Raw genomic sequence first — 24,319 nt, 5'->3', positions numbered from 1 at the left:
TATTAAAGTATATATTTATATTGATTTTATTAATCATGTAAAAAACTACTTAAATTTAAGAATTGGGTTAAATATAAAATGATAATTACATATGAGTTAATTGAACTGATGTATTTTTAATATATATTTAGAATTTTAATCCTTCTTATGATATAAGTAGCTTGTTTTGTATACTTAGATTTGTAAGGTGTTCCTTTTCTATTTGCAGGCGTTCTTAATTGAGCGTCTTTTTTCATGCAAAATTACTATGAAAGGAAATACTATGAAAACAAAATCGAAAAGTATATTAAGAAAATTAACAACCTATATCATGGTTTTAGTAACTGTCTGCGGTACGTTTTTAACAAACCCTACCTCTGTTTCAGCTAGTGAATTGGTTCTAAACGAACCGACTGAATATAGTTATACAGGAGTAAGCCCACACTTAGGTTATGCAATCACGCACAATCCAATTTATGTATGGTAAACAGTCATGATACGCTGCCATCATGGAACAATCAAGAAGTACAAGTAACAGTTGGCGATAGTATTACGTTGACAGATTCTAACGGTGTTCTAAGTGGTATGGCTTTAGAATCTAACAACACAAACGCTACTTTACAACAAAATGGAAATACCATCACAATTACACCTAGTGCAAGTTCAAATGATGGTTCTATCACTTATCGTAAAGTACCTCAAAGTGAGGTTGGTACTTCTATTGTTTATACAAAACCGCAACATCAAACCCTTGTTGAGTTTCACTTAGAAAGTTCAAAGCAAGCTACTGTTAAGGTTGATGTTATCCTATCTTTGCATTAGGTCTTGTGTTATCTGTAAGTGCATTAAGCGCTCTATACTTCCGACGTAAAAAAGCAAAAGCTGAATAATAGAAAGCTAGACGCAAGGATCACGACAAGACATTGACGTACCTTGCGTTTTTCTATGGAAAGGAATAGCTTATGCACTCGATACGTTCCCCAACAAGAACAACCTTAACAATAAAACATTACAATTTAATCTAAAACACATTCAAGAAAGAACGAGGTAAAATATATGGAGTTAAAACACGTAATACCCAACATGGAAAAAACATTTGGACAATTAGAATATGCTGGCGAGGGTAAAGTTGAACAGCGAAGAATCAATGGAAAACCTACCATTCTCTCACGAAGCTATAACCTTTATTCTGATATTCAAAGAGTGGACGATATTATCGTTATTCTTCCAGCCGAAGCTGGCGAAAAGCATTTTGAAATCGAGCAAAAAGTAAAATTAGTAAACCCACGTATTACAGCAGAGGGCTACAAAATCGGAACTCGTGGATTCACAAACTACATCATGTATGCTGACGATATCGTCAAGGCATAAGAAAGGACAGGTAATTAAACCTGAGATTAGCTGAAGGAGTCGTAATTGAAAAAGAAAAAACATTTGGAGATTTGAAGTTTTCCGCTCTACGTAGAGAGGTCAAGATTGTTGATGATGAGGGTAATATAACCGAAACCCTATTGCTGACACGGTGGCTACTGCCACATTTCAAGGTGCAGATGTAGAGTGGTATATCAAAGCCGAAGATATCATCTTGAAAAGACCAGCACAAAACCAGCAAGCCGACCAGAAACAGAATCATGATAAGAAATAGTTAGCCTATGAGAAAACTATTTCAGTATCGGAGACTGTAAATTAATTTGTGCTTTTAAAGATAATTTCTACTTTATAGCAACAATTATTTATTTACTATTAATATTTCCCAATATATGAATTTTATTCTAATAAATTGTAAAAAATATATACTGGGATATTTTTAAATATTTTTGTAAACCATATATATTATGGCAAATTTTTAGAATATGATTTTTTAAAATTATATTCTATTATCAAAGAATATAGATAACTGATTATATATACTATCCCAGTTTCTATATCTCATAGTCCATTTTTTCATCACATTTTCACTTGCTAAGAACAATATTTTTAATAGTGAATCATCTGATGGAAAAGTGGACTTTGTTTTTGTGACTTTTCTAAACTGTCTATTAAGTCCTTCAATTATATTTGTAGTGTACATTATAGTCCTTATTTCTTCAGGAAAACTAAAAAATGGTGCTATAACATCCCAGTTATTTCTCCAAATTTTAATTGCCGAAGGATACTGTTTACCCCATTTTTCATCTATTTTATCTAAAGCCGATGAGGCTTCTTGTTCATTAACTGCTTTATATACAGATTTAAAATCACTTATTAATGCTTTTGAATCTTTGTATGAAACATATTTAAAAGTATTTCTTATCTGATGGATTATACATTTTTGTATTATAGAATTAGGATAACTTGCGGCTATCGCCTCTTTGAAGCCATTTAATCCATCAACACTAAAAATTAGTACATCTTTAACACCTCTATTTTTTAAATCGGTTAAAACACTATACCAAAACTTTGAAGTTTCGTTTTCACCTATCCATATTCCTAAAATATCTTTGAAACCATCCTTATTTACTCCTAGAACTACATATGCAGCTTTATTTTTTATTTTTCCATCATCTCTTACTTTGTAATGAATTGCATCCATAAATACAAAAGGATAAACTTGTTCAAGAGGTCTATTTTGCCACTCTTTAGCTCTTTGAATTATAACATTTGTTATATTACTTACTTGATCAGCTGAAATTTCTATACCGTATAAATCTAATATCTGGTCATGTATATCTCTTGTTGACATACCTCTTGCATAAAGTGATATTATTTTTTCTTCGATTCCTGAAATATCTCTAATATTTTTAGGAACGACTACTGGGTTAAAGTCATTATCTCTGTCTCTTGGAACGTCTAGTTGTAAATCTCCAAATTGTGATTTTACAGTTTTTTTGCTATATCCATTTCTTCTATTAGTTGTATTCTTGTTATGGCTGTCGCCCTTTTAATAACCTAGCTCTAATGCCATTTCTTGTTCTAACATCTCTTGTAGTATATCTTTGAACATATCTCTTAGATAGCTACTTATATCTCCAGATTTTATAAATTCTCCATCTGATATAATTTCTTTGACTAATTGTTTTCTTAAAGTATTCATAAAAAATCTCCTTTACGACATTTGATTATATTTAAATCATTGCCATAAAGAAGATTTTTATTAACCTTGAAGCACAAATTATTTTACATTACCCAGTATCGTGGAAAAAAGATAAAGCAAAGTGACAAGCATTTGCTGTCTAACTTCTTTACTGTTTCAATGGTTACCTTATTCTCTTGTGTCATGATACCTTTTCATTTAAGGTCGCTTATGGCTGTGAATTGGGAAACGGTCACACTTGATGATTTTATCAATCAACTACAAACTCTGTACTTCTTAGGTAGTGTAATCACTGCCCTTTTTGTATGCCTTATTGTGGCTTTTCTTTATTACTACTATAAGATTGATAACATCAAACAGTTAGAACACAGACAAAAGAGCGAATCAGTCATTTTCCTAAGATGTACTACTATCTCAAAGATGGGCTTATTCACATCAATGTTGAAATCACTATGGGAAAGTATCAAGACCAACTTTTACAGCTTGAAAATAAGCTAGAAACTGGTTTGTATTGTGAACTTGTGGATAAGGAATTAAAGGATTCCTATATTGAGTACACCTTGCTTTATGATACTATCGCTAGTCGTATTCAGATTGATGAAGCAACGGCTGTGATATTAATACTGTCATTCAGTCTTACAACTATGGCGGTGGCTTCATCAATTATGTAGCTAGCAATGGAAAGAAATACAGCTATGAACTGGCAGAATCTTTTTCAAAGGATAAAGCTGGTGGTGTAAAGGTTGATTACCAAAATCCTATCGCAATCCCTATAAATGGTGGTTGGAGATACAACTACGGAAATCAGTTCTATGTATTACTTGTTTCACAATACCTTACACCAGTCCAGTTTGATGATGAAACTGTGCAAGCAATTATGAATGAAGCACTGAAATATGAGGGTTACCCTTATGTCTTTGGTGGTTCTTCTCCCTCTACTTCATTTGATTGTAGCGGATTGACACAATGGAGTTATGCCGTAGCTGGGATTCAACTTCCTAGAGTTGCACAAGCTCAATATGACGCAACACAGCATATCCCCTTATCCGAATCCAAAGCTGGAGATTTAGTCTTTTTCCACTCGACCTATGACGCTGGTAGTTATGTGACGCACGTTGGAATCTATGTTGGTAATAACCAAATGTACCATGCAGGGAATCCGATTGGATATACCAACCTTACCGACAGTTATTGGCAAGCTCATTTAATTGGAGCTGGACGCATTATCAAATAGAAAGGAATTTATTATTGATAGGAAGTATGAGCTTTGGAATTTATAAGAACTTTACAGCCATTGATATGCACACCGTTCATGAAAAAGAAATCATTGAGAAACAGGTTGTTTATACGAATAGCATTGAGAGTTTTGTAGAATCCTTTAGCAAGGAATATTTTTCATGGCAACAGTCGCAAGATTCACAGGACAAACGAATTGAACGTTTGAAGAATTATCTGACTGAAAACCTACAACAGTTGAATACTGAAATGGTTCGCTCGGATATTCCTACTAGTTCTATTGTCAACAGCTTTCAAGTATGGAGTGTGACACAGAACAATGAAAATGCCTATGATGTACTCTTTTCAGTAGGACAACAGATTTCAGAGGGCGAGAACAAAAAGAATATCGCTTCCACCTATACTGTTACTGTCTATGTAGATGAAGTAGGCAATATGGTAATTATTAAGAACCCTACCATTGACAGCAAGCCACAAAAGGTAAGCTATGAGCCTGTACTTTCTGATAGTGACTAAACGTTGGACGCAAATACAACAGAGGAAATTAATAGTTTCCTAGACACATTCTTCAAGCTCTATCCTACTGCAACAGAAAAAGAGCTATCTTACTATGTAAGTAATCAAGCACTTGATGTAATTAATAAAGATTATGTATTTGTGGAACTTGTGAATCCTGTTTATACACAAGTTAACAATCAAGTGACCGCTATTGTAACAGTGAAATACCTTGATAAGGAAACCAAAGTTACACAGCTTTCCCAGTTTGAGCTTACTTTGCAGAAAAATGACAACTGGAAAATAATAATGGAATAGTTTCTATGTAAATATATTTTTACTATCTTACCTAACTAATTGAAAGATGATATAATTTAATCAAAGATTTGGTAAGGAGGGATGAATATGCATTTAATTGATTTTATGAATGAAGATATTAAAAAGAAGCTTGTTAAAAAAACGTATAAAAAGAAAGAGACTATTCTTTTTGCTGAGCAAGAAAATGAATATGTAATTCTTATGATTGACGGTATTGCAGAAGCATTCATCTTAAATGTGAAAGGAAACATCTCAACTATTCATCTTTATAGAAGTGGTAGTTTTTTTGGAGAAATGGAACAATTTAATGATGGGAAAAAACCCGTTGAAATTGTCGCTTTCACAGATTGTAATGTATATAAACTTCATAGAGATGATTTTTTAAACTGGTTAAGGGGAGATTTTGAAGCTACAAAATTTCTGATTCGAGAAATATCTAGTAAATTAGTTGTAAATGCTGAATTAATTGAAGAATTATCATCTTTAAGTGTTAAAGAACGACTTCTGAGGTGTATATCCTTACACTATTATAGAAGTGAATTAAATCTGCTTACCAAAAAACAGCTTGCTAGCGAAGTAAACGCTCCAATTAGAAGCATTAATCGTGCTATAAATGAATGTGTACAAGAACATCTAATTGCTTATGAAAACAAAAGATTTAGTGTAATTAATCAGCGAGAGGTATTAAAGAATCTTCCTACAACATAAGTATAATTTCAAAAAAGTATTGGATAATAATTATTCAATACTTTTTTATTTCGGGTCAATTGACCTATTTTTTTTTATTTCTTCATTATATAATACTCGTATGCATAATTATGTTGGATTGATAGCTAATAAAAGAAAGTGAGAGGTGTTATATTATGACTAAAACACAACAGGAAATGATACAAAACGTATTAGAATTTTCAAAAAGAGATAGTAGGATAATAGGACTTGCAATTAGCGGTTCTTATATCACAAAATCGTTAGATGAATATTCTGATTTGGATTTTCTGATTGTAGCAGATGATAAATCCTATGAAGAAGTTATCGAAGAGAGATTACTTATTGTGGAACAGTTTGGAACATTAGTTTCTGCTTTTACTGGCGAACACGTTGGAGAACCTCGATTGATAATTTCCCTCTATGATTCCCCTGTTCTTCATGTTGATTTTAAGTTTACAACCTTAGATGGTTTACTAGATAGGGTTGAAGATTCAGCTATTCTCTATGAAGAAAACAACTGCATAACAGAAATTTATTCTAAAAAAGAAGCATACTTCCCAACTCCAGACTTACAGTGGATTGAAGATAGATTTTGGATTTGGGTTCATTACGCTTGCACTAAGATTGGACGTAGAGAACTATTTGAAACAATTGATTTTTTATCTTTTTTAAGACAATCAGTACTTGCCCCATTAATACAGCTTCTCTTAGGTAAATTACCTCGTGGAGTTAGAAAAATTGAATTGGACGCACCCCAATATATTGAAGCATTAGAAAAGACGGTTGCTACCCATGAATATGAAAGCTGTGTTAATGCATTGCAGGCTACTATCAACCTGTATCTTGAGTTAAGAGAGGAATTATCACAAAGTCCTATTGTCCGAAAGGTTGAAGCTGAAAGGGTTGCATTACAGTATTTTCAAGATTTAATCAAATAAACCCAAAGTAAAAAAATATTGAATAGTAAATATTCAGTGTTTTTTCATTTTTGGTCAAATGACCTAGATTAGTTGTTGTAACCATTCTATAATTATTTTGAAAGTAACAGTATGGAGGATAACTATGAGTGATATTTTAAGTAGAATTACAAATAAAATTGGGGATAAGAATATAGTTGATAAGTTATCAGCTCTATCAAAATCAGATTTGAACTCACTTCTATTAGAAGTGTTTGATAGACAAGCAAATACTTTAACTGCAACTGATATTCTAAAGTCATACCAACTAAATAGATTTACTATCCCTAGCAGTATAGATCCAGAAGAAATTCATACTTTGGAATCAAAATTATTGAGAAAAGCATTCAATATGGATATCAAGACGATTATGCTTTCTCCCTCTGCTCCATTAGGTAGCTGTAGCGTTTTTGGCTCCGTAGATCAATATAACGTAGTAAGTGCTTTACGAGGGACAGAAACACTTGCAGACCCCTCAAATATGTTGGCAATAATTATTGCTGATAAATTAAAAAGAAAAGAAGAAAATAATACCATACCTATCCACATGGCTACTACTGCTAGGGCAATAAGAGCACAAAATTTTGTAGGTAAAGATTTATATTCACATTTTGGCTTATATTGTATGGTTTCATCTGGTATAGATACAGGGTCTTACACTTGTGAAAAAATGTTGTTAGAAAAGCACTTAAACTATTATAAAGATATATTAAGTGAAATAGAAAATGTTCGTTTCTCTATTATTCTACGCAAAAGAAACGGATACAAAGATAATGACGGATTTTTCGACAGAATGGTTGAAACTATCAAACTTATTTTTCCTAATATAGAGTTATCAATTCATAATAATGATGTTGATAATAATTATTGTCATTTAAGGATAAGTTAGAAAATAGAATTCTTGATGAATTTAATTATAGAGCCATAATCTCGTGTTATATATTAAATAAAAAGTAGCAGATAAGGAGAGTATGGATATGGCGAAAAAAGGGATAATAGTAGGATTAAACATAAATAATAAATCTGAGGATTTTAATGAACTGATGATTGAGCTTGAAAACTTATGTTCAGCATGTGATATTGAGGTTGCTGGAAGTATAACTCAAAATGCAAAGCAGGTTAATAGAGTGTATTACATTGGCACAGGTAAAGTTGATGAATTATTAAACTTAATAAAGAAGGAAAATGCAGAGATTGTTATATTTTACAATGAACTTTCTACATCACAACTAAAAAATCTTGAAGAAAAGCTTAATTGTGAAATTATAGATAGAACAGCATTGATACTTGATATATTTGCAAAGAGAGCAAAAACTAGAGAAGCTAAACTTCAAGTAGAAGTGGCAAGTTTAAAATATATGTTGCCAAGACTTATAGGTTCAAATGAAAATTTAGGGCGTCAAAGTGGTGGTGTTGGTACTAAAAATAGAGGTTATGGTGAGAAAAAGTTAGAACTTGACCGTAGAAGAATAGAAGAAAAGATAACATCTTTAAATAGGGAATTAAATGATTTAAAATTCCAAAGAGAAACTCAAAGAAGTCTGAGAAGAAAATCAAATCTTCCAAATGTAGCTCTAGTTGGATATACAAATGCTGGTAAATCTTCAATAATGAATAAATTAGTAGATACATTTAAAAACTCTGAAGAAAAGAAAGTATTTGAGAAAAACATGTTATTTGCTACACTGGAAACTTCTGTTAGAAATATAGTTATTTCAAATAACAAAGAATTTTTATTATCTGATACTGTTGGATTTGTAAGTAATCTACCTCATGATTTAGTAAAAGCATTTAGGTCAACATTAGAAGAAGCATGTGAGGCAGATATATTATTACATGTTATTGATATTTCAAATCCAGGCTATAAAAGTCATATTAAAGTAACAGAAGATACTTTAAAACAAATAGGTGCAGATGATATACCTCTGATACATGTTTATAATAAAATTGATTTAATTGATAAAGACGTATTAGATAAGATTGTAGATAATATCGACAAAGAAGGTATATTTGTTTCAGTTAAAAAAGATATAAATATAGATAGAATGATAAAGTGTATTTGTGATAGTATATTTAAAGATTATATAAGATGTAGCTTCTTAATTCCATATGACAAAGGTCATATAGTTTCTTATTTTAATGAGAATACAAGTGTTATAAGTATGGAATACAGAGAAGAGGGAACTTTTTTAGATGTAGAATGTGGAAATATAGAATATAATAAGTATAAAAAGTATGTTTTAGAGTAAGTTCTAAAAAATTGTTGTAACTTAAAATACATTTAATGTCTGATTTTATAATGAATTATAACATGATTGTAAAATATGATTGCATGAAACGGTATAGTTATTAAGCTATGCCGTTTTGTAATTTATAATAAAAAATAAATTCATTGACATAAAGGTAACTAGTTACTATAATAAAAGGTAACTAGTTACTATTTATATTTTTTAAAAATTAAAATTTACTATAAAGAGGGGGGATAATAATGGATATGGAAACTTTAATGAAAAAATTTATGATAGATGATGAAAGTAGAAAACAAGCTATATTTACAAATATATTTGTAATGCAAAATAAACTTCAAACTACCTGTGATAAATTAGACCCAGAGCTAACAATGAAACAATGGTTACTTTTGGCAATTACTACTTCTGTAGATGAAACTCTTACATTAACTAAACTTGGAGATCTTATGGGATGTTCAAGACAAAATGTAAAAAAGTTAGCTATTGCTTTAGAAAATAAAGGTTTTGTACAAATTGACCAAAATGAAAAGGATTCAAGAGCTGCTAGTCTTTTAGTAAAAGATAAAGTAAATGAGTATTCTGAAAAAGTGAGAGATATGCAGAAAGAAATATTGGATATTCTATTTAAAGATTTTACAGAACAAGAAGTGGAACAATTATTTTTTGGAATGATAAAACTAAATACAGGAATTGAAAATATAAAAAAGTATATAAAAAATAATGAACTTGAAAAATAGGTGAGTGTCAAATCAACTTTGTATGACATAAAATAAGGAGGTAAATTATATGAAAAATACAGTAGTGATTTATAAGAGTAAATATGGTTCAACAAAAAAATATGCTAAATGGCTTTCAGAACTGTTGGATTGCGACATTTTTGAAATTAAGAATATCAATATAGAAAAAGTTATGAAATATGATACAATTATCTTAGGAGGAGGACTTTATGCTTGTAATATAGCAGGAATTTCTTTCTTTAAAAAAAATTATAAAGAATTACAGAAAAAGAATCTAGTAGTATTTGGTGTAGGGGCTACTCCATATAATGATGAAGTAATAAAGACCTTAAGAGAAGTAAACTTTAAGGGAGAATTAGATAATATTCCTTGTTTTTATTGTCGTGGGGCATGGGATGAAACAAAAATGTCTTTGTTAGACCGTACTCTTTGTAGCTTTTTTAAAAAATCTATAGCTAAAAAAGAACGTCAAGGTCTTAAACCAGTAGAAGCACCTTTATTGTCTGGAGAAGCTTTTGATTGGTGTAATAAAGAAAATTTAGAACCAATACTTGATTATGTAAAAAAACTTTAAGTGGTATATATTTATAGTCATTTATCATCTAAAATTAAACTCCATAGAAATTGATTAGAAGTTATCTATAAAATAATATTGTTATTAAAGGTGGATAATTTAAGTGTTTCAATAAGATTTATAATTTGAAAAAGTATTGATTTTAAAAGAAATTATTTTATAAGCTTACTTATATTTAATAAGGGGGCTTTTTTTATTGGAAGATTTATGTTATATTGAGGTGAATTTATTATGACATAAAAATAATGTTAATATAAATTTAAATCTTTATCTAAAAATGTAATAGTATAATTTTAAAAGAAAGGATTTTTAATTATGGAGATAAATGAGCTAGTGATGGTGCAAAGAAAATATTATAATACAGGTAAAACAAGAGATATATCGTTTCGTCTAGAACAGTTAAAGAAACTTAAGTCAGTTGTATTGCAAAATGAAGAAAAAATACTTTTGGCACTTAAGAAAGATTTAAATAAATCGGATTTTGAAGGTTTTATGACCGAGGTAGGTATGTTTTACAGTGAATTAGATTTTGCTATAAAAAATATAAGAAAATGGAGCAAAATAAAAAGAGTTAGTTCAGGTATGGTTAACTTTCCATCTATATCTAAAATTATTCCGCAACCTTATGGTGTTACGCTCATAATGTCACCTTGGAATTATCCATTCCAATTAGCACTTATACCATTAGTTTGGTCATTGGCAGCAGGGAATTGTGTTATATTGAAGCCTTCTGAATATTCTGTATCAACATCTAGTATAGTTAAAGATATAATTGAAAATGCTTTTTCAAAAGAATATATTGCAGTTGTTCAAGGAAGTCAAGAAGAAAGTGAAAAGTTATTATTAGAAAGATTTGATTATATATTTTTTACAGGAAGTACTAATGTTGGTAGAATAGTCATGAAATCAGCATCAGAGCATTTGACTCCTATAACTTTAGAACTTGGAGGAAAAAGCCCTTGTATTATCTTAAAAGATGCAGATATAGACCTTACTGCCAAAAGACTTACTTGGGGAAAACTAATAAATGCAGGACAAACATGTGTAGCCCCAGATTATATCTTAGTGCATGAAGATAGAAAAGAAGAGTTAATAGAAAAAATAAAGTATTATATTAATAAGTATTTTGGAGATAATCCATGTAATAATGAACAATTTCCTAAAATCATAAATGAAAAACATTTCAATCGTATATTATCTCTTATTGATAATGACAAAGTAGTCTATGGTGGAAATTTTAATAAGGAAATATTAAAGATAGAGCCAACTATAGTAGACAATACTAATTGGGATGATGATATAATGAAGGAAGAGATATTTGGACCTATATTTCCCATTCTAAGCTATAAAGATTTAGATGAAGTAGTAAAAGAAATTATACAAAGACCAAACCCATTAGCTCTTTATATTTTTACAAAAAATAAGCATTTAGAAAATAAACTTTTAGAAATGATTCCAGCAGGTGGATGTTGTATAAATGATACAATTATTCATATAGCTACGAATTACTTACCTTTTGGTGGTGTTGGCGAAAGTGGTATGGGTTCATATCATGGAAAAGCTGGATTTGATACATTTACTCATTATAAGAGCGTGTTAAAAAAATTAAATTTGGATGTTCCTATTAGATATGCTCCATATGATAATAAATTAATTAAGATTCTTAAAAAGATAATGTAGGGTGTATTGTAGAAAAATAAATATAAATAAAATTGAGCGTTTTTATTCTGAATGTATTTTATTTTTAACCTATAAGGCGAAATTCCTCTTTATTACTGTAGGAGGTGGAGGATGTAAGCCTAACCGATAAGTTATTTTTTTACTTGATTTTCATAGAAATGTATCCTATTATTAATTAAGTAGTAAAAATTAAGAGGAAATAATTACAATGAAATTAGATAGTAATAATCATTCAGTATTCTTGCTAAATGCTTATAAATCAACATCAAGTACAAGAATAAAGAATGAGTTTCTGCGTATTCTTAAATATCTATGGAAAGAATATTTCAAAAGGCACTGTTTATAGAAATAAGGAGGAAAAAATGAAAATTAATTGGAATACAAAGTACACAACAATAGCAATTTACACATTTATAATAGCTGCTTGTAGTATCATATTTTATCTAGTATCATCACAAATTGATGTATTTTCTAATAATTTAGATGCTATATTTACGACTTTACAGCCTTTTATAATAGGATTTGCTATTGCATATCTTCTTAATTTTATTTTAAAATTTTATGAAGATAGAGTTTTTATAAAAAGTGAGAAATTAAAAAGCTTAAAACAAAAATCAAAAAGAGGATTGGGTCTTTTATTAACATATGCAACAGCTGCATTGATACTTTACTTATTTATGTATTTCGTATTACCTCAAGTAATTGAGAGTATTATTGGACTAGCAAATGATATACCGATGTATGTAAATAATGCAACTAAGCTTATTGATAAATTAATGATTGATTTAAATCTTGATGAACAATATTTTAGTTTGGCAGTAGACAAATGGAATGAGTTTGTTGCATACATCATAAAATTTGTAACAGATTTAATACCAATATTAGGAAACATATTAAAGAATGTAGCTTCTAGTATATGGAACATTGTATTAGGACTAATTGTTTCAGTATACTTACTAATTGATAAGGAAAAATTTTATGGATTAAGTAAAAAAATAACTTATGCGTTATTTACAGAAACACAAGCTTCTAGAATTTTAGAGTTAACTCATAGAAGTAACTATACATTTGGAAGATTCCTAGGTGGCAAGATATTAGATTCATTCATTATAGGTATTTTAACATTTGTGATACTTACATTAGTTAAAATGCCATATGCATTATTAATATCAGTTATAATTGGTATTACAAATATTATCCCTTTCTTTGGACCTTTATTTGGAGCAATACCATCTACAATAATAGTATTGTTTGTTTCTCCTATAAAAGCTTTATGGTTATTGTTGATTATATTAATAATACAACAAATAGATGGAAATATTATAGGACCTAAAATACTAGGAGATTCAATTGGTATATCTGCATTTTGGATTTTATTCTCATTATTGGTTGCAGGAAAGCTATTAGGTTTTATTGGCATGGTTATAGGAGTTCCTATGTTTGCTGTAATTTATTCTATAATTAAAGATATTATTGAGGGTAAATTGGATAAGAAGGGATTACCAACAGATACTTCTGATTATATGTAGACAAAAACATATGTTATTTTTAGTTAAAAATATATAAGTTAAGAAATATTTAAAGCACTGAGAAAACTAAACTCTTGGTGCTTTTTAGATATAAAATTATTATAGAAGAGGTGTTTTTTGTGGCATTTATAGAATGTAAATTTAAATCTAAATATACAGTTATTTCATGGTTTAGAAGATGACCAAAGCTCATGGATTAGATATACTAATATAGAACATTATGCTAAAAATAAAAATATAGCTCTCGTAATACCAAGAGTAGAAACGAGTTTTTATATAGGTATGGTTTATGGACATAAATATTTCACTTTTGTAAGTGAGGAATTACCTAAATTTGTTAGAGCTATATTTCCTTTATCAGAATAATCAGATATTCAAGGAATATGAAGAGTCTTTAAATATAGTAAAGACTGAAATCCTAAAATCCAATTACGATTTTAAAATTTCAGTCTCTAAGAATCCGATAAAATTTTATTAAGTTCTTATGCGAGTTATTATTGGAGTGAAGTTATCAACTATATCTATATAGTATTTGCTCAGCTCTTCTAAAATATCTTCGCATAAATCAGTGCTATGACCAAGGTTAATGAGAAATTGTTTTGTAAAATACTTTATTACAGCTTGAGAAGATATATCGTACTTGTGTGAAATATAAACCCTAATTATTTCAGGTTTCATAGCAAGTATACCAATACAAGAAAGTATTAACTCATCATGTTCTATAGATTCTTTATCATTAACATATCTTTTCATGACCATTTCAGTTACACTTCGTTGATAGCTTAAGATAGCTTCTTCATAAGCTATATCCAAATAAAAATTTCTATATGCTTCATTTTTTAGAAGGAAGCAAAGGTCAGCATTCATAGCAAGAAAGAACATCATCATAGTACCTTCTTCATGATAGTTATAGATTAAAGACTGCATTTCATTTCTTATATCTTCATATATTATAGCTCCTATTTCGCTTTTACTTGAGAAGTAATAGCTTATTAGACCTAAATTTGTATTGGCTCTTTCTGCAATTTGCCTAGTTGTTGTCTTATGATAACCTTGTTCAAAAAATAATTCTCTAGCAGCCCTTATAATACTAGCTTTTGTTTCTTTGCCTTTTTCTGATTTTGACATATTTACTGTATATACCTCTCTTTTCAATCTTTTTTGAAAATTTGCTAACTATAAATATTGTAATAGAACCACCTATTATAGGAACTAAAATTCTGTCAGATACAGTAAGAATTCCAATCATATTTAAGAATGCCAATATAACACTTACTGTAACAGCATATATAGCCCCCTTTTTTGTAGCACCTTTCCAGCAAAGACCAATTACAAATGGTGCAAATATTACACCTGTACATAGTGGAGCTGGCCAAAATAACAATTCTAATAAACTATCAAATTTAAGCGCTATAATTGCACCTATTATAGCTGTAAAAGCTGATGCAACTTGAGAATACTTTAGAGTATTTTTCAAATCATTAAATTCTATATTAGGGTGTAACAATTTGTTATAAATATCTCTTGATATGATAGCACTCATTGAGGTCATTAATGAATCGGCAGTAGACATTATGGCAGCTAGTATAGCAGCTAAGAATAATACAGAGATTAATGGTGGTAAGGTAGTTGATATCATTTGAGGTAAAACCTGGACAGATGATATGTTTGGAAATAAACTACCACCAATAGCTCCAATTATTCCTATAGGGAAGGCAAGAAATAATAGTATAAATCCTGCAATTACACTACTTTTAACTGCATTTTTAGCATTATCAGCACATTGATATCTTAAAAAACTTTCATAAGAAAATATCGAGCCTAAAACTAATGGTAAAACTGTATACATAAAATCACTAATTGACTTATCTCCTGGAAAGAATGGTTCTTTTACCATTGATTGTAACATAAGTAAAGGGTTGTCGCCAACTAATTTTAAGCTTATATAAGCCACTATTGGCAAAAACACTATACAAATAGCAAGTTGAATAAATGCTGATACTGCAACTCCCCACATTCCTGATGTATAAGTATATATAATGATGACTATAACTCCTATAATTACTGCTATATCATAAGGGATACCAAATGCAGTAGATACAGAACCAAAAGAAATTAATTGACTGCCCATAATGGCTAGTATTGATATTGGTGTTACAAGACTCTGATAAGCTCTTAAAAATACACTATGACCATACCTAGTTTCAATATAATCAGCAGGTGTTATATCACAAGATAAGTTTCTTAATTTTCCTGCAAAAAATGCATTTATAAAGCAAGCTAAAGCTGCACCTATAGTAGAATACATGCCAACCCACAGTCCTCTTTCAGCTCCCCATTGAACTCCACCAACTAAGCACCCCCCTCCAAAAGATGTAGCAGCAATAGTTGCAGCTAGTATGGGTAAAGGAAGATTTCTACCTGCAATTAGGAAATCGGATGCTGTTTTAACTTTTTTTGAAAAATAAAAACCAATCCATATGTATATTGCGCACGTAACAATTAAAAGTAACATAGTCTCTTCTCCTTTATAAAATATTTTAATAAAATATATAAAATATATTTAAAATATATTTTATGTAAAAGTAGCACGATATTTATTTTATTGGCTTTAGGTTAGTATAGCTATAATAATTTATGATGTTAGATGGAAATTATATAAAAGAAAAAATTGAAAATTCTGAAATTTATAAATGTATTGATGTTCATCTGATAGATTCTTTTTTGTAATTGTAACACGCTTTTATTTTTAAATCAATAGTACATGTATAAAAATAAAAGGGATTTAAAGAAGAAAAAATATTTTCAATATCTAGATATAGTATGAAAATATCTTAAATAAATTATTCTTGAATAAAATTATAAAAATTTAAAATTACTAGAAATATGATAAAATAATTTAAAATATGTATTTTGATGACTTTTTGAAGCAGTAAAATGATAAAAAACAAATCTAAATTAAGTTTAAATAGATTTTCAGTTAATTTTAATAGTAAAAAATAAAATCTAAAAAGTGTTTGACAATTAATAATTTTGAGAATATAATTAAAATAAAATTATACACATATAAAAATTTTACGCTAAATCAAGGAAGATATATTTAGGATTTGGAATATAAATTATTATACGTGAATAATAAAAAGTAATCAGATTTTATAAGGGAGGGGTAGATGTGAGTAGTCAAGAAAGGAAACCTTATATCAAATTTTAGAGATGATATGAGAGACCCTAAGAAAAGAGCAATATACACATATTCAAGTTCTATAAACCTAGCGTACAATTTTATAGGTTATTTTGTATCAACCGTGACAAATATCTTTTTAACTGATGTAGCAAAACTTGGTGTAATTATGGCAGGTGGTATGCAAATTGTACAATCTTTTATAAAAATTGCTGTAGCTCCTATAACGGGTACAGTATTTGACAAACAACCATTCAAAAAAGGAAAATATTATCCATGGCTTAGATATGCACCAGCAACGTTAGCATTAACATATGGGATATTTTTCATAGTTCCATTAATGAAAATAAGTCCAGCATTACTTTTACCTTTAATGACAGCTTTATTATTAATAGCATCTTGTGCTCAGCAAGTAGTTTTCACTATAATTTATGCTATTTACCCTGTGGTTGCTAAGACACCTAGAGACAGAGTTATAGGTTCAACTACTACTAATATATTCAAAGAAGTTGGTAAATTCTTAGTAGGTTTTTCATATCCGTTATTATTAGTTTTATTTGCAGATGTATTAGGTGGAGAAGGAATGGGTTATTTAGGTACATATTTATTCTTTGCAGTAGGGTGTCTTTTAGTATTTTGGTTTTCTTCAACAGAGATAATAAAATCTGGTGCAGAAGAAGAAGTTCTTCAAAAAGAAGAAAAGCCAAAAATTAAAGCAAGTGAAATGGCAAAAGCACTATTTACTAATGTACCACTTATGATGGCATTTTGTTTAGAGTTTCTTATATGTATAAGATCTATAGGTTTAGGACCTTTGGCTCCATATTATTTTAAATATGTAATAGAAGACGAACGTGGATTAGCAGTATTTTTATCAATAATGCCTTTGGTAAGTGTAGCATTCATGTTTTTCGCACCAGTATTTATAAAAATCTGTAGAGAGCAAAAACTAGCCTCAATAATTTCTTTTTCTATCTGTGCATTATGCCACTTATTGGTTGTATGGACTCCTTGGGGAAAAACTACTTTAGGTGTAACTATGTTGCTGGCAATTGGAGGAGGTTTTTCAAATGTAGTATCAATAATAAATCTTAACTTCTTTGCTGGTTCTTGTGATTATGGGCATTGGAAATCAGGAAAAGATTTACCTGGTTTAAGTATGTCACTGTATCCAGTTGCAATACAAGTAGGAGTATTACTTGCAACTACTATAAGAACAGTCTTGATGAATTCAATGGGATATCAAGCTGATATAGTAGTTACAGAGGCAGTTAAAACAGGTTTTATAAATATGATTTCTTATTCTATGGCAATACCTTTAATAATAGCTGTTGTTATAGCAATACTATATCCAGTGAGTGACAAGAAATTAAATCAAATAAGAGAAGAATTAAATCAAAGAAATGCTTAGTTAAAAGAAAGTTTAGTAGATGATTAATTTAAGTTATTAAAGTAAGTAGACGCAATAGCGTTTATATAAATGAAAATACATATACAGAGGGGGCTTTTAAAAATGATAGAAAAATTATTGAGAAATACAGTAAAAGAATTACATCAATATGTTCCAGGTGAACCAATAGAAAAAGTTAAGGAAAAATATGGTGTAAAAGAAATAATAAAATTAGCTTCAAATGAAAATCCTCTAGGTCCATCACCAAAAGCAATGGAAGCTATGACTTATATGTTAAAACAAGGTCAACTTTATCCAGAACCAGAAGCTAATGAACTTAGAAGAAAATTAGCTGAAAAATTAGATTTAAGACCAGAAAATTTTATTGTTGCTAATGGTGCGGACAACGTTATTACACTAATAGGTGAAGCTTTTATAAATAGAGGGGATGAAGTTATATACTGTAACCCAACATTCCCATCATATAGAACTGCAACTATAAAAAATGAAGGGATACCAGTAGATGTACCTTTAACAGAAGATTATAAGTATGATTTACAAGGTATACTAGATAAGATTACAGATAAGACAAAATTAATATGTGTGTGCAATCCTAATAATCCAACAGGAACAATTGTAGATGATAAAGAGTTAGAAGAATTTTTAAAGAAAGTCCCTGAAAATATTATAACTATATTGGATGAAGCATATATAGAATTTTTAACAGTGCCTAATTATGTAGATGGACTTAAGTATGTAAGAGAAAATTACAATGTTATAGTAACAAGAACTTTCTCTAAAATATATGGTCTTGCAGGGCTTAGAGTAGGGTATGGTATTGCTAAAGACGAAATAATAAGAACTTTATTTACAGTAAAAGAGCCTTTCTCTGCAAACCGTATTGCTATAAGTGGAGCAACAGCAGCACTTGATGATGAAGAATTTATAAAAGAAACGTATGACTTGAATAGAGTTGGAATGGCTTACTTTAAAGAAGAGTTTACAAAAATGGGATTTGATGTTGTGGATTCACAATCAAACTTCCTTTATGTAGATATGAAAACAGATATACCTAAGCTATTTGAAGAGTTGAAAAAAAGAGGTTTTATAATAAGACCAAGTGCTACACATGCACGTGTAAGTATTGGAACTATGGAGGAAAATAAGAAATTTGTAGCAGTTTTAAAGGAAATATTAAATATTAAAGAAGAAACAAGTATTGGATAATAGATAGGAATATTACGAAATGGGGGGTAGATATGAGCTTAAAAATAAACGCAGATAGATGTAAAAGTTGTGGATATTGCGTTATATCTTGTAAAAAGGGAGCATTAAAAATATCAAACAATATAAATAAAGAAGGATATGCTCATGTAGAGGTTGATGAAAGTAAATGCATACTTTGTGGAATTTGCTACCAAGTGTGTCCAGATAATGTTTTTGAAATAATTAAAGAAGAAGCATGTCAAGAAGCTTAGAAGGAGTTGGGATAATATGAAGAAGATGTGGAAGGGGAACCACGCCATTGCAGAAGCAGCTCTAAGAGGTGGTTGTGAATTTTATGCAGGATATCCAATTACACCACAAACAGAGGTAATGGAATTTTTATCACATAGAATGTCTGAACTTGGAAGAACTTTTATACAATCCGAAAATGAGATGGCTGCTATATATATGGTATATGGAGCATATGCAAGTGGAATGAGGTCTATGACGAGTTCTTCAGGACCAGGAATATCTTTAAAACAAGAAGGAATCTCGTATTTATGTGCAAATCACTACCCTTGTGTAATAGTAAATGTGCAGAGATGGGGTTCTGGTCTTGGTTCGTTGGATTCAGCACAGACGGACTATCTAAGAGATACTAGAGGGGGAGGAAATGGAGATTATCACTTGATAGTTTATGCACCAAACAGTATTCAAGAGACTGTAGATTTAATGTATAATTCATTTGATGTAGCAGAGAAATATAGAGTGCCTGTTGAAATTTTAACAGAAGCAGCTTTAGGTCAAATGATGGAACCAGTAGAGTTTCCAGAGTTTAAGAAAAGAGAAGAAGATTTAGGTTGGACTTACGATGGAAGTAATAGAGACCATGCAAAAGTTGCAGATAACCAAAAGTCAGCCTTTTGTATGGAAAAGCGTATGAGAATAACTGAAAATGAACAACGATGGGAAGATTATCAAGTCGAAGATGCAGAATATGTGTTTGTAGCATTCGGTATACCATCAAGAACAACTATGAATGCTGTTATAAGACTTAGAGAACAAGGTGAAAAAGTTGGAATAGTAAGACCAATAACAGTATGGCCTTTCCCATATAAAGCATTTGAAAAGGTAAACAAGGATGTAAAAGGATTTATATCAGTAGAATCAACAGATACAGGTCAGTTAGTAGAAGACGTTGCTTTAGCTTCAAAGAAAGTATGTAAAGAAAATGTACCTGTGTATGGTCTATTTAGTGGAAATCATATACCAAAAACATTGCAAGTAATGGACACTTATAGCAAAATAAAATCTGGTGAAATCAAGGAGGTGTTCTAATATGGTTGCAGAAAAATTAACACCTAGCGTTGTTTCAATACCAAACAAATTTTGCCCAGGTTGTGGTCATGGAATAGTAAATCGTATAATAGCAGAGGTAATAGAAGAACATGGATATGAAAAAAATCATGTATTGACTTTAGGAGTTGGCTGTGTTTGTAATATGAATTTTAGCTGGAATGGAGACAAAATGCAAACTGCACATGGTAGAGCTTCTTCTACAGCTATAGGAATCAAAGTAGCACGTCCAGAAACATTAGTAATGACTTATCAAGGTGATGGAGATGCTTATGTTATAGGTCTTTCTGAAACTTTAAATACTGCATACAGAAATCATAATGTGACTGTATTTGTAATAAATAACAACAACTTTGCAATGACTGGTGGACAAATGTCATGGACTACTATGCCAGGTCAAGTTACAACAACAAGTGTAAATGGAAGAGATATAAAGACTACTGGTAGTCCACTAAAAGTTCCTGAAATGGTGGCAAGTTTCTTTGATGTAGCTTATGTAGCAAGAGGTTCAGTTCATAGTCCAAAGGAAATAATTAATCTAAAAAAATATATAAAAAATGCAATAGAAGCTCAATTAAATGGAGAGGGATATTCATTAGTTGAAATATTAGCACCTTGTCCAACTAACTGGGGTGTATCACTAGAGAAATCTATCAAATGGATTGAAGAAGAAATTGTGCCATATTATACTCTTGGCGAATTTAAGCAAAGGGATGGTGAATAGTTATGGAAAAAGAGTTAGTATTTGCAGGATTTGGTGGTCAAGGAGTTTTAACTCTTGGTTTAATTGTAGCTGAGTCAGCACTTGAATTAGGAAAACAAGTAACTTGGATGCCTGCATATGGTCCAACTATGAGGGGTGGAAAAGCATATAGTGTAGTAAAGTTTTCTGATGAAAGTATAGGTGGACCTGACATGGAAGAAATAGATGTCTTAGTGGCAATGAATAAGCCATCTTTAGATTATATAAATTTAGTTAAAGAAGGTGGAACAGTAGTTATTAATACATCTACAATAGATGAGAATGTAGCATTGAGAGAAGATATAAGTGTAGTTAAAATAAATTGTCAAGAATTAGCTCAAAGAGTAAATAATCCAAAAGCAGCAAATATAGTAGTCCTTGGAGCGTTAATTGCTAAGACTGGATTATTTGAAAAAGAATTAGCTTTAAAAACTATGTGTGATTTCTTTGAGGAAAAAGGAAAAGGAAAATTTAATGTTCAAAATGAAGCAGCATTCATGGAAGGATATAATAACGCTATTTGATAAATTACCCTTATCTTAAGTGATTTATCTCAAGATTTAACAACCTTTAGTGCCAAGAGAAACTTCATCTTGAGATAAAATTCACTTAAAATCATAACTATAAACATATAGGAGAGTGAATTTATGAGTTTGGAAAAACTTATTAGACCAAAAAGTATCGCTATAGTAGGAGTGACTGATAAACTTGGTTTTGGCAGAAGTGCAGCACTTAGTATAGTAAAAAGTAAAGATACAGATAGAGTATATTATGTTAATCCAAAAAGAGAAGAATTGTTTGGAAGAAAATGTTATAAAACGATACAAGATGTTCCAGAAGTAGTAGATTGTGTAGTAGTATGTACACCTAGAAATGTAGTTTTGTCTGTATTAAAAGACTCTGGAGAATTAGGGACAAAGGCAGCTGTAGTATATGCTAGTGGATTTGCAGAGGAAGGTACAGAAGAAGGAATAGATTTAGAAAATCAACTTATAGAAATATCAAATACATATGATATGAAAATATTGGGTCCAAACTGTATGGGATTGATAAATTGTATAGATAAAGTTAATCTATGGGCAGGAGGTTGTAAATGGGATTTAGATACTAAAAAGCCTGGTATAGGAATTGTAGGGCAAAGTGGTTTTATAACTGCAGAGATTGTTTCAAGTGATTATTTTAATATATCTTATGGCTTTTCAACAGGAAATGGAAATATAGTTACATTAGAAGATGCAGTAGATTTCCTCACAGATGATGATTATGCATCAGTAATAGCTATCTACCTTGAAGGTTTAAAAAATCCACAAAAGTTTATAGATGCTCTAAAAAGAGCTGCTCAAAAAAGAAAACCAGTAATAATCTTGAAGTCAGGAAGGTCAGAAAAAGGAGCTATTTCTGCTGCTTCTCATACAGGAAACTTAGCTGGTTCAAGTAAGGCTTTTAAAAGTATTTTTGAAAAATATGGAGTAATTTCTGTGGAAAACTTAGAACAATTTATGTGCTTAGCACAAGCTTTTAGTGTTCTAGATGGTAACTTACCTACAAATTCTAATTTTGCAGCAATAAACTTCTCAGGAGGAGAAAATACTATTTGTGCAGATTTAGCAGAAGAAAATGGTGTAGAACTTGCAGAAATATCTTCTGAAACTAAAGAAGAAATGAAAAAATATCTTCCGGGATTTGCAACACCTAAAAATCCACTAGATGCTACAACAGCATTGTTCCACGAAAAGGATATGATAGTAGGTCTATTACATACCTTTGAAAAGGATGATAGTGTTGGATTTACTATGGTAGGTGCTAATATAAGGGATGAAGAAAATGAAATGCATGAAACACTTTGTCAAGCTGTAAGTGAAGCTAGAGAACAAGGATTGAAAAAGCCTGTGTTTGCAGTTCCTACACTTGAAGGAAATAGATATTTAGATTATAGAACTAGATTAGAAAACAATCAAGTGCCTATAATGTCATCAGTTGGAACTACATTTACTTGTTTTAATAAAATGGCTAAGTTTATAGATTATGATTATTCAAAGAGAACTTTGGAATTTAAATATGTCAAGAAAAGAGAGTTAAATAATGTAGTAGCATTATCAGAATTAGATAGTAAGATTGAGATGAAGAAATATGGAGTACCAGTACCAAGGCAAGGCAATGCAAAAAGTATTGACGAATTAGATGAAATCTTAAAATATATTAAATATCCTGTTGTTTTAAAAATAAATTCTTCTGAAATATTACACAAATCTGATGTTGGAGGGGTTAAAATAGGAATTAAGAATAGAGATGAGGCAGTAGATGCATATAATGAGATTTTAACTAATGTAAAAAAAGCAAAACCAGATGCTAATATTGAAGGTATACTAGTTCAAGAAATGGTAGAAAGTGGTATAGAAATTATTATTGGTATAACTAATGATGACCAATTTGGTCCGATGTTATTAGTTGGTTTAGGAGGAGTATTTGTAGAAGTATTTAAAGATACTACTTTATATCCATTGCCTATAAATCACGATGAAGCTATCATGATGCTTAAAAAATTAAAATCATTTAAGCTTTTAAATGGCTATAGAGGAAGTGAACCTTGCGATATTGATGCTCTTGCAGATATGATGGTTAAGTTAGGAAAATATGCTTATGAAAATAAGGATAAAGTCAAGGAAATAGATTTAAATCCAGTGTTTGTATATCCTAAAGGAAAAGGCGTATGTGCAGTAGACGCCTTAACAGTTAAATATAAATAGTTTATAGGTTTTGGTATTAAACCATAATTAAAGCACCGACTGAAAATCGCATTTTGTAAGTTAGATAGTGTGATTTTCGGTCACCCAAAATTTAATTTAAAAATATTTTAAAGTATAGTTTTAAGTTTGATTGTGAAATAGTACTGTATAAACAATAAAATAC

Annotated in this window: 19 protein-coding genes and 6 pseudogenes; 22 read left to right on the top strand and 3 right to left on the bottom strand. The window is 30.1% G+C overall.

Going from position 1 to position 24,319, the window contains the following annotated elements:
* The first annotated feature begins 534 nt into the window (after positions 1 to 534).
* From JJC02_10595 to JJC02_10585, 3 genes and pseudogenes are all read left to right on the top strand, one after another.
* A complete protein-coding gene (locus tag JJC02_10595) occupies positions 535 to 801 on the top strand; it encodes a hypothetical protein (GenBank protein ID UDN53353.1) in 267 nt (88 codons plus the stop codon).
* Between the two features lie 234 nt (positions 802 to 1,035).
* On the top strand, positions 1,036 to 1,350 hold the full coding sequence (locus JJC02_10590) for a YdcP family protein (protein ID UDN53352.1): 315 nt from the start codon (positions 1,036 to 1,038) through the stop codon (positions 1,348 to 1,350).
* Between the two features lie 20 nt (positions 1,351 to 1,370).
* Positions 1,371 to 1,624 (top strand): annotated as a pseudogene (locus JJC02_10585) (DUF961 family protein).
* 222 nt (positions 1,625 to 1,846) lie between these two features.
* Here JJC02_10585 and JJC02_10580 read toward each other — a convergent pair.
* Positions 1,847 to 3,052, bottom strand: a pseudogene (locus tag JJC02_10580) (IS256 family transposase).
* Between the two features lie 452 nt (positions 3,053 to 3,504).
* Here JJC02_10580 and JJC02_10575 point away from each other — a divergent pair.
* The 12 genes and pseudogenes from JJC02_10575 to JJC02_10520 all read left to right on the top strand — a co-directional run bounded on the left by JJC02_10575 (position 3,505) and on the right by JJC02_10520 (position 13,534).
* The gene (locus JJC02_10575) at positions 3,505 to 3,723 is read left to right on the top strand and encodes a hypothetical protein (protein ID UDN53351.1); all 219 of its coding nucleotides are present in this window, start codon (positions 3,505 to 3,507) and stop codon (positions 3,721 to 3,723) included.
* Positions 3,660 to 4,286 (top strand): annotated as a pseudogene (locus tag JJC02_10570) (invasion-associated protein P60). The gene JJC02_10575 and the pseudogene JJC02_10570 overlap by 64 nt, the downstream one beginning before the upstream one ends.
* Before the next feature lie 26 nt (positions 4,287 to 4,312).
* Positions 4,313 to 5,101 (top strand): annotated as a pseudogene (locus tag JJC02_10565) (conjugal transfer protein).
* Between the two features lie 87 nt (positions 5,102 to 5,188).
* Positions 5,189 to 5,809 (top strand): Crp/Fnr family transcriptional regulator, encoded by a 621-nt coding sequence (locus JJC02_10560; GenBank protein ID UDN53350.1) that lies wholly within the window; start codon positions 5,189 to 5,191, stop codon positions 5,807 to 5,809.
* Positions 5,810 to 5,964: 155 nt separating this feature from the next.
* Positions 5,965 to 6,747, top strand: a complete 783-nt coding sequence (locus tag JJC02_10555) for an aminoglycoside 6-adenylyltransferase (GenBank protein UDN53349.1) — start codon at positions 5,965 to 5,967, stop codon at positions 6,745 to 6,747.
* A 124-nt stretch (positions 6,748 to 6,871) separates the two neighbouring features.
* Positions 6,872 to 7,633, top strand: a pseudogene (locus JJC02_10550) (hypothetical protein).
* Positions 7,634 to 7,736: 103 nt separating this feature from the next.
* Positions 7,737 to 9,014 (top strand): GTPase HflX, encoded by a 1,278-nt coding sequence (gene hflX, locus JJC02_10545; GenBank protein ID UDN53348.1) that lies wholly within the window; start codon positions 7,737 to 7,739, stop codon positions 9,012 to 9,014.
* Positions 9,015 to 9,253: 239 nt separating this feature from the next.
* Positions 9,254 to 9,751, top strand: a complete 498-nt coding sequence (locus JJC02_10540; GenBank protein ID UDN53347.1) for a MarR family transcriptional regulator — start codon at positions 9,254 to 9,256, stop codon at positions 9,749 to 9,751.
* A gap of 49 nt (positions 9,752 to 9,800) precedes the next feature.
* Complete coding sequence (locus JJC02_10535; GenBank protein ID UDN53346.1) at positions 9,801 to 10,325, top strand: flavodoxin; 525 nt, start codon at positions 9,801 to 9,803, stop codon at positions 10,323 to 10,325.
* Positions 10,326 to 10,640: 315 nt separating this feature from the next.
* On the top strand, positions 10,641 to 12,005 hold the full coding sequence (locus tag JJC02_10530; protein UDN53345.1) for an aldehyde dehydrogenase: 1,365 nt from the start codon (positions 10,641 to 10,643) through the stop codon (positions 12,003 to 12,005).
* Positions 12,006 to 12,213: 208 nt separating this feature from the next.
* Positions 12,214 to 12,333: pseudogene (locus JJC02_10525) on the top strand (IS200/IS605 family transposase).
* A 34-nt stretch (positions 12,334 to 12,367) separates the two neighbouring features.
* A complete protein-coding gene (locus JJC02_10520; protein ID UDN53344.1) occupies positions 12,368 to 13,534 on the top strand; it encodes an AI-2E family transporter in 1,167 nt (388 codons plus the stop codon).
* A gap of 474 nt (positions 13,535 to 14,008) precedes the next feature.
* Here JJC02_10520 and JJC02_10515 read toward each other — a convergent pair whose 3' ends face one another.
* Both JJC02_10515 and JJC02_10510 read right to left on the bottom strand, forming a co-directional pair.
* A complete protein-coding gene (locus tag JJC02_10515; protein ID UDN53343.1) occupies positions 14,009 to 14,662 on the bottom strand; it encodes a TetR/AcrR family transcriptional regulator in 654 nt (217 codons plus the stop codon).
* A complete protein-coding gene (locus tag JJC02_10510; GenBank protein UDN53342.1) occupies positions 14,625 to 16,049 on the bottom strand; it encodes a sodium:solute symporter family protein in 1,425 nt (474 codons plus the stop codon). Before JJC02_10510 ends, JJC02_10515 begins: the two co-directional genes overlap by 38 nt.
* Positions 16,050 to 16,752: 703 nt before the next feature.
* On the opposite strand from JJC02_10510, the gene JJC02_10505 reads away from it, so the two are divergent.
* The 7 genes from JJC02_10505 (at position 16,753) to JJC02_10475 (ending at position 24,156) form a co-directional block, all read left to right on the top strand.
* Positions 16,753 to 18,126, top strand: a complete 1,374-nt coding sequence (locus JJC02_10505) for an MFS transporter (GenBank protein ID UDN53341.1) — start codon at positions 16,753 to 16,755, stop codon at positions 18,124 to 18,126.
* Between the two features lie 102 nt (positions 18,127 to 18,228).
* Positions 18,229 to 19,332: a histidinol-phosphate transaminase gene (locus tag JJC02_10500; protein UDN53340.1), complete on the top strand. Its 1,104-nt coding sequence runs from the start codon at positions 18,229 to 18,231 to the stop codon at positions 19,330 to 19,332.
* A 32-nt stretch (positions 19,333 to 19,364) separates the two neighbouring features.
* Positions 19,365 to 19,583, top strand: coding sequence for a 4Fe-4S binding protein (locus tag JJC02_10495; protein UDN53339.1), 219 nt, complete (start codon positions 19,365 to 19,367; stop codon positions 19,581 to 19,583).
* 16 nt (positions 19,584 to 19,599) lie between these two features.
* Positions 19,600 to 20,649 carry a 3-methyl-2-oxobutanoate dehydrogenase subunit VorB gene (gene vorB / locus JJC02_10490; GenBank protein ID UDN53338.1) on the top strand — a complete coding sequence of 350 codons (1,050 nt, stop codon included), beginning with the start codon at positions 19,600 to 19,602 and terminating at the stop codon, positions 20,647 to 20,649.
* 1 nt (position 20,650) lies between these two features.
* Positions 20,651 to 21,391 carry a 2-oxoglutarate oxidoreductase gene (locus JJC02_10485; GenBank protein ID UDN53337.1) on the top strand — a complete coding sequence of 247 codons (741 nt, stop codon included), beginning with the start codon at positions 20,651 to 20,653 and terminating at the stop codon, positions 21,389 to 21,391.
* Between the two features lie 2 nt (positions 21,392 to 21,393).
* Entirely contained in the window at positions 21,394 to 21,933 is a 540-nt protein-coding gene (locus tag JJC02_10480; GenBank protein UDN53336.1) for a 2-oxoacid:acceptor oxidoreductase family protein, read from the top strand.
* A gap of 123 nt (positions 21,934 to 22,056) precedes the next feature.
* Positions 22,057 to 24,156, top strand: a complete 2,100-nt coding sequence (locus JJC02_10475) for an acetate--CoA ligase family protein (GenBank protein UDN53335.1) — start codon at positions 22,057 to 22,059, stop codon at positions 24,154 to 24,156.
* Positions 24,157 to 24,319 lie beyond the last annotated feature (163 nt).

The organism is Clostridioides sp. ES-S-0054-01 (genome assembly GCA_021561035.1).
In the GTDB taxonomy this organism is placed as follows: domain Bacteria; phylum Bacillota; class Clostridia; order Peptostreptococcales; family Peptostreptococcaceae; genus Clostridioides.
Note: the sequence above shows the minus strand (reverse complement) of the source record. Positions and strands in the feature narration are given on the sequence as shown.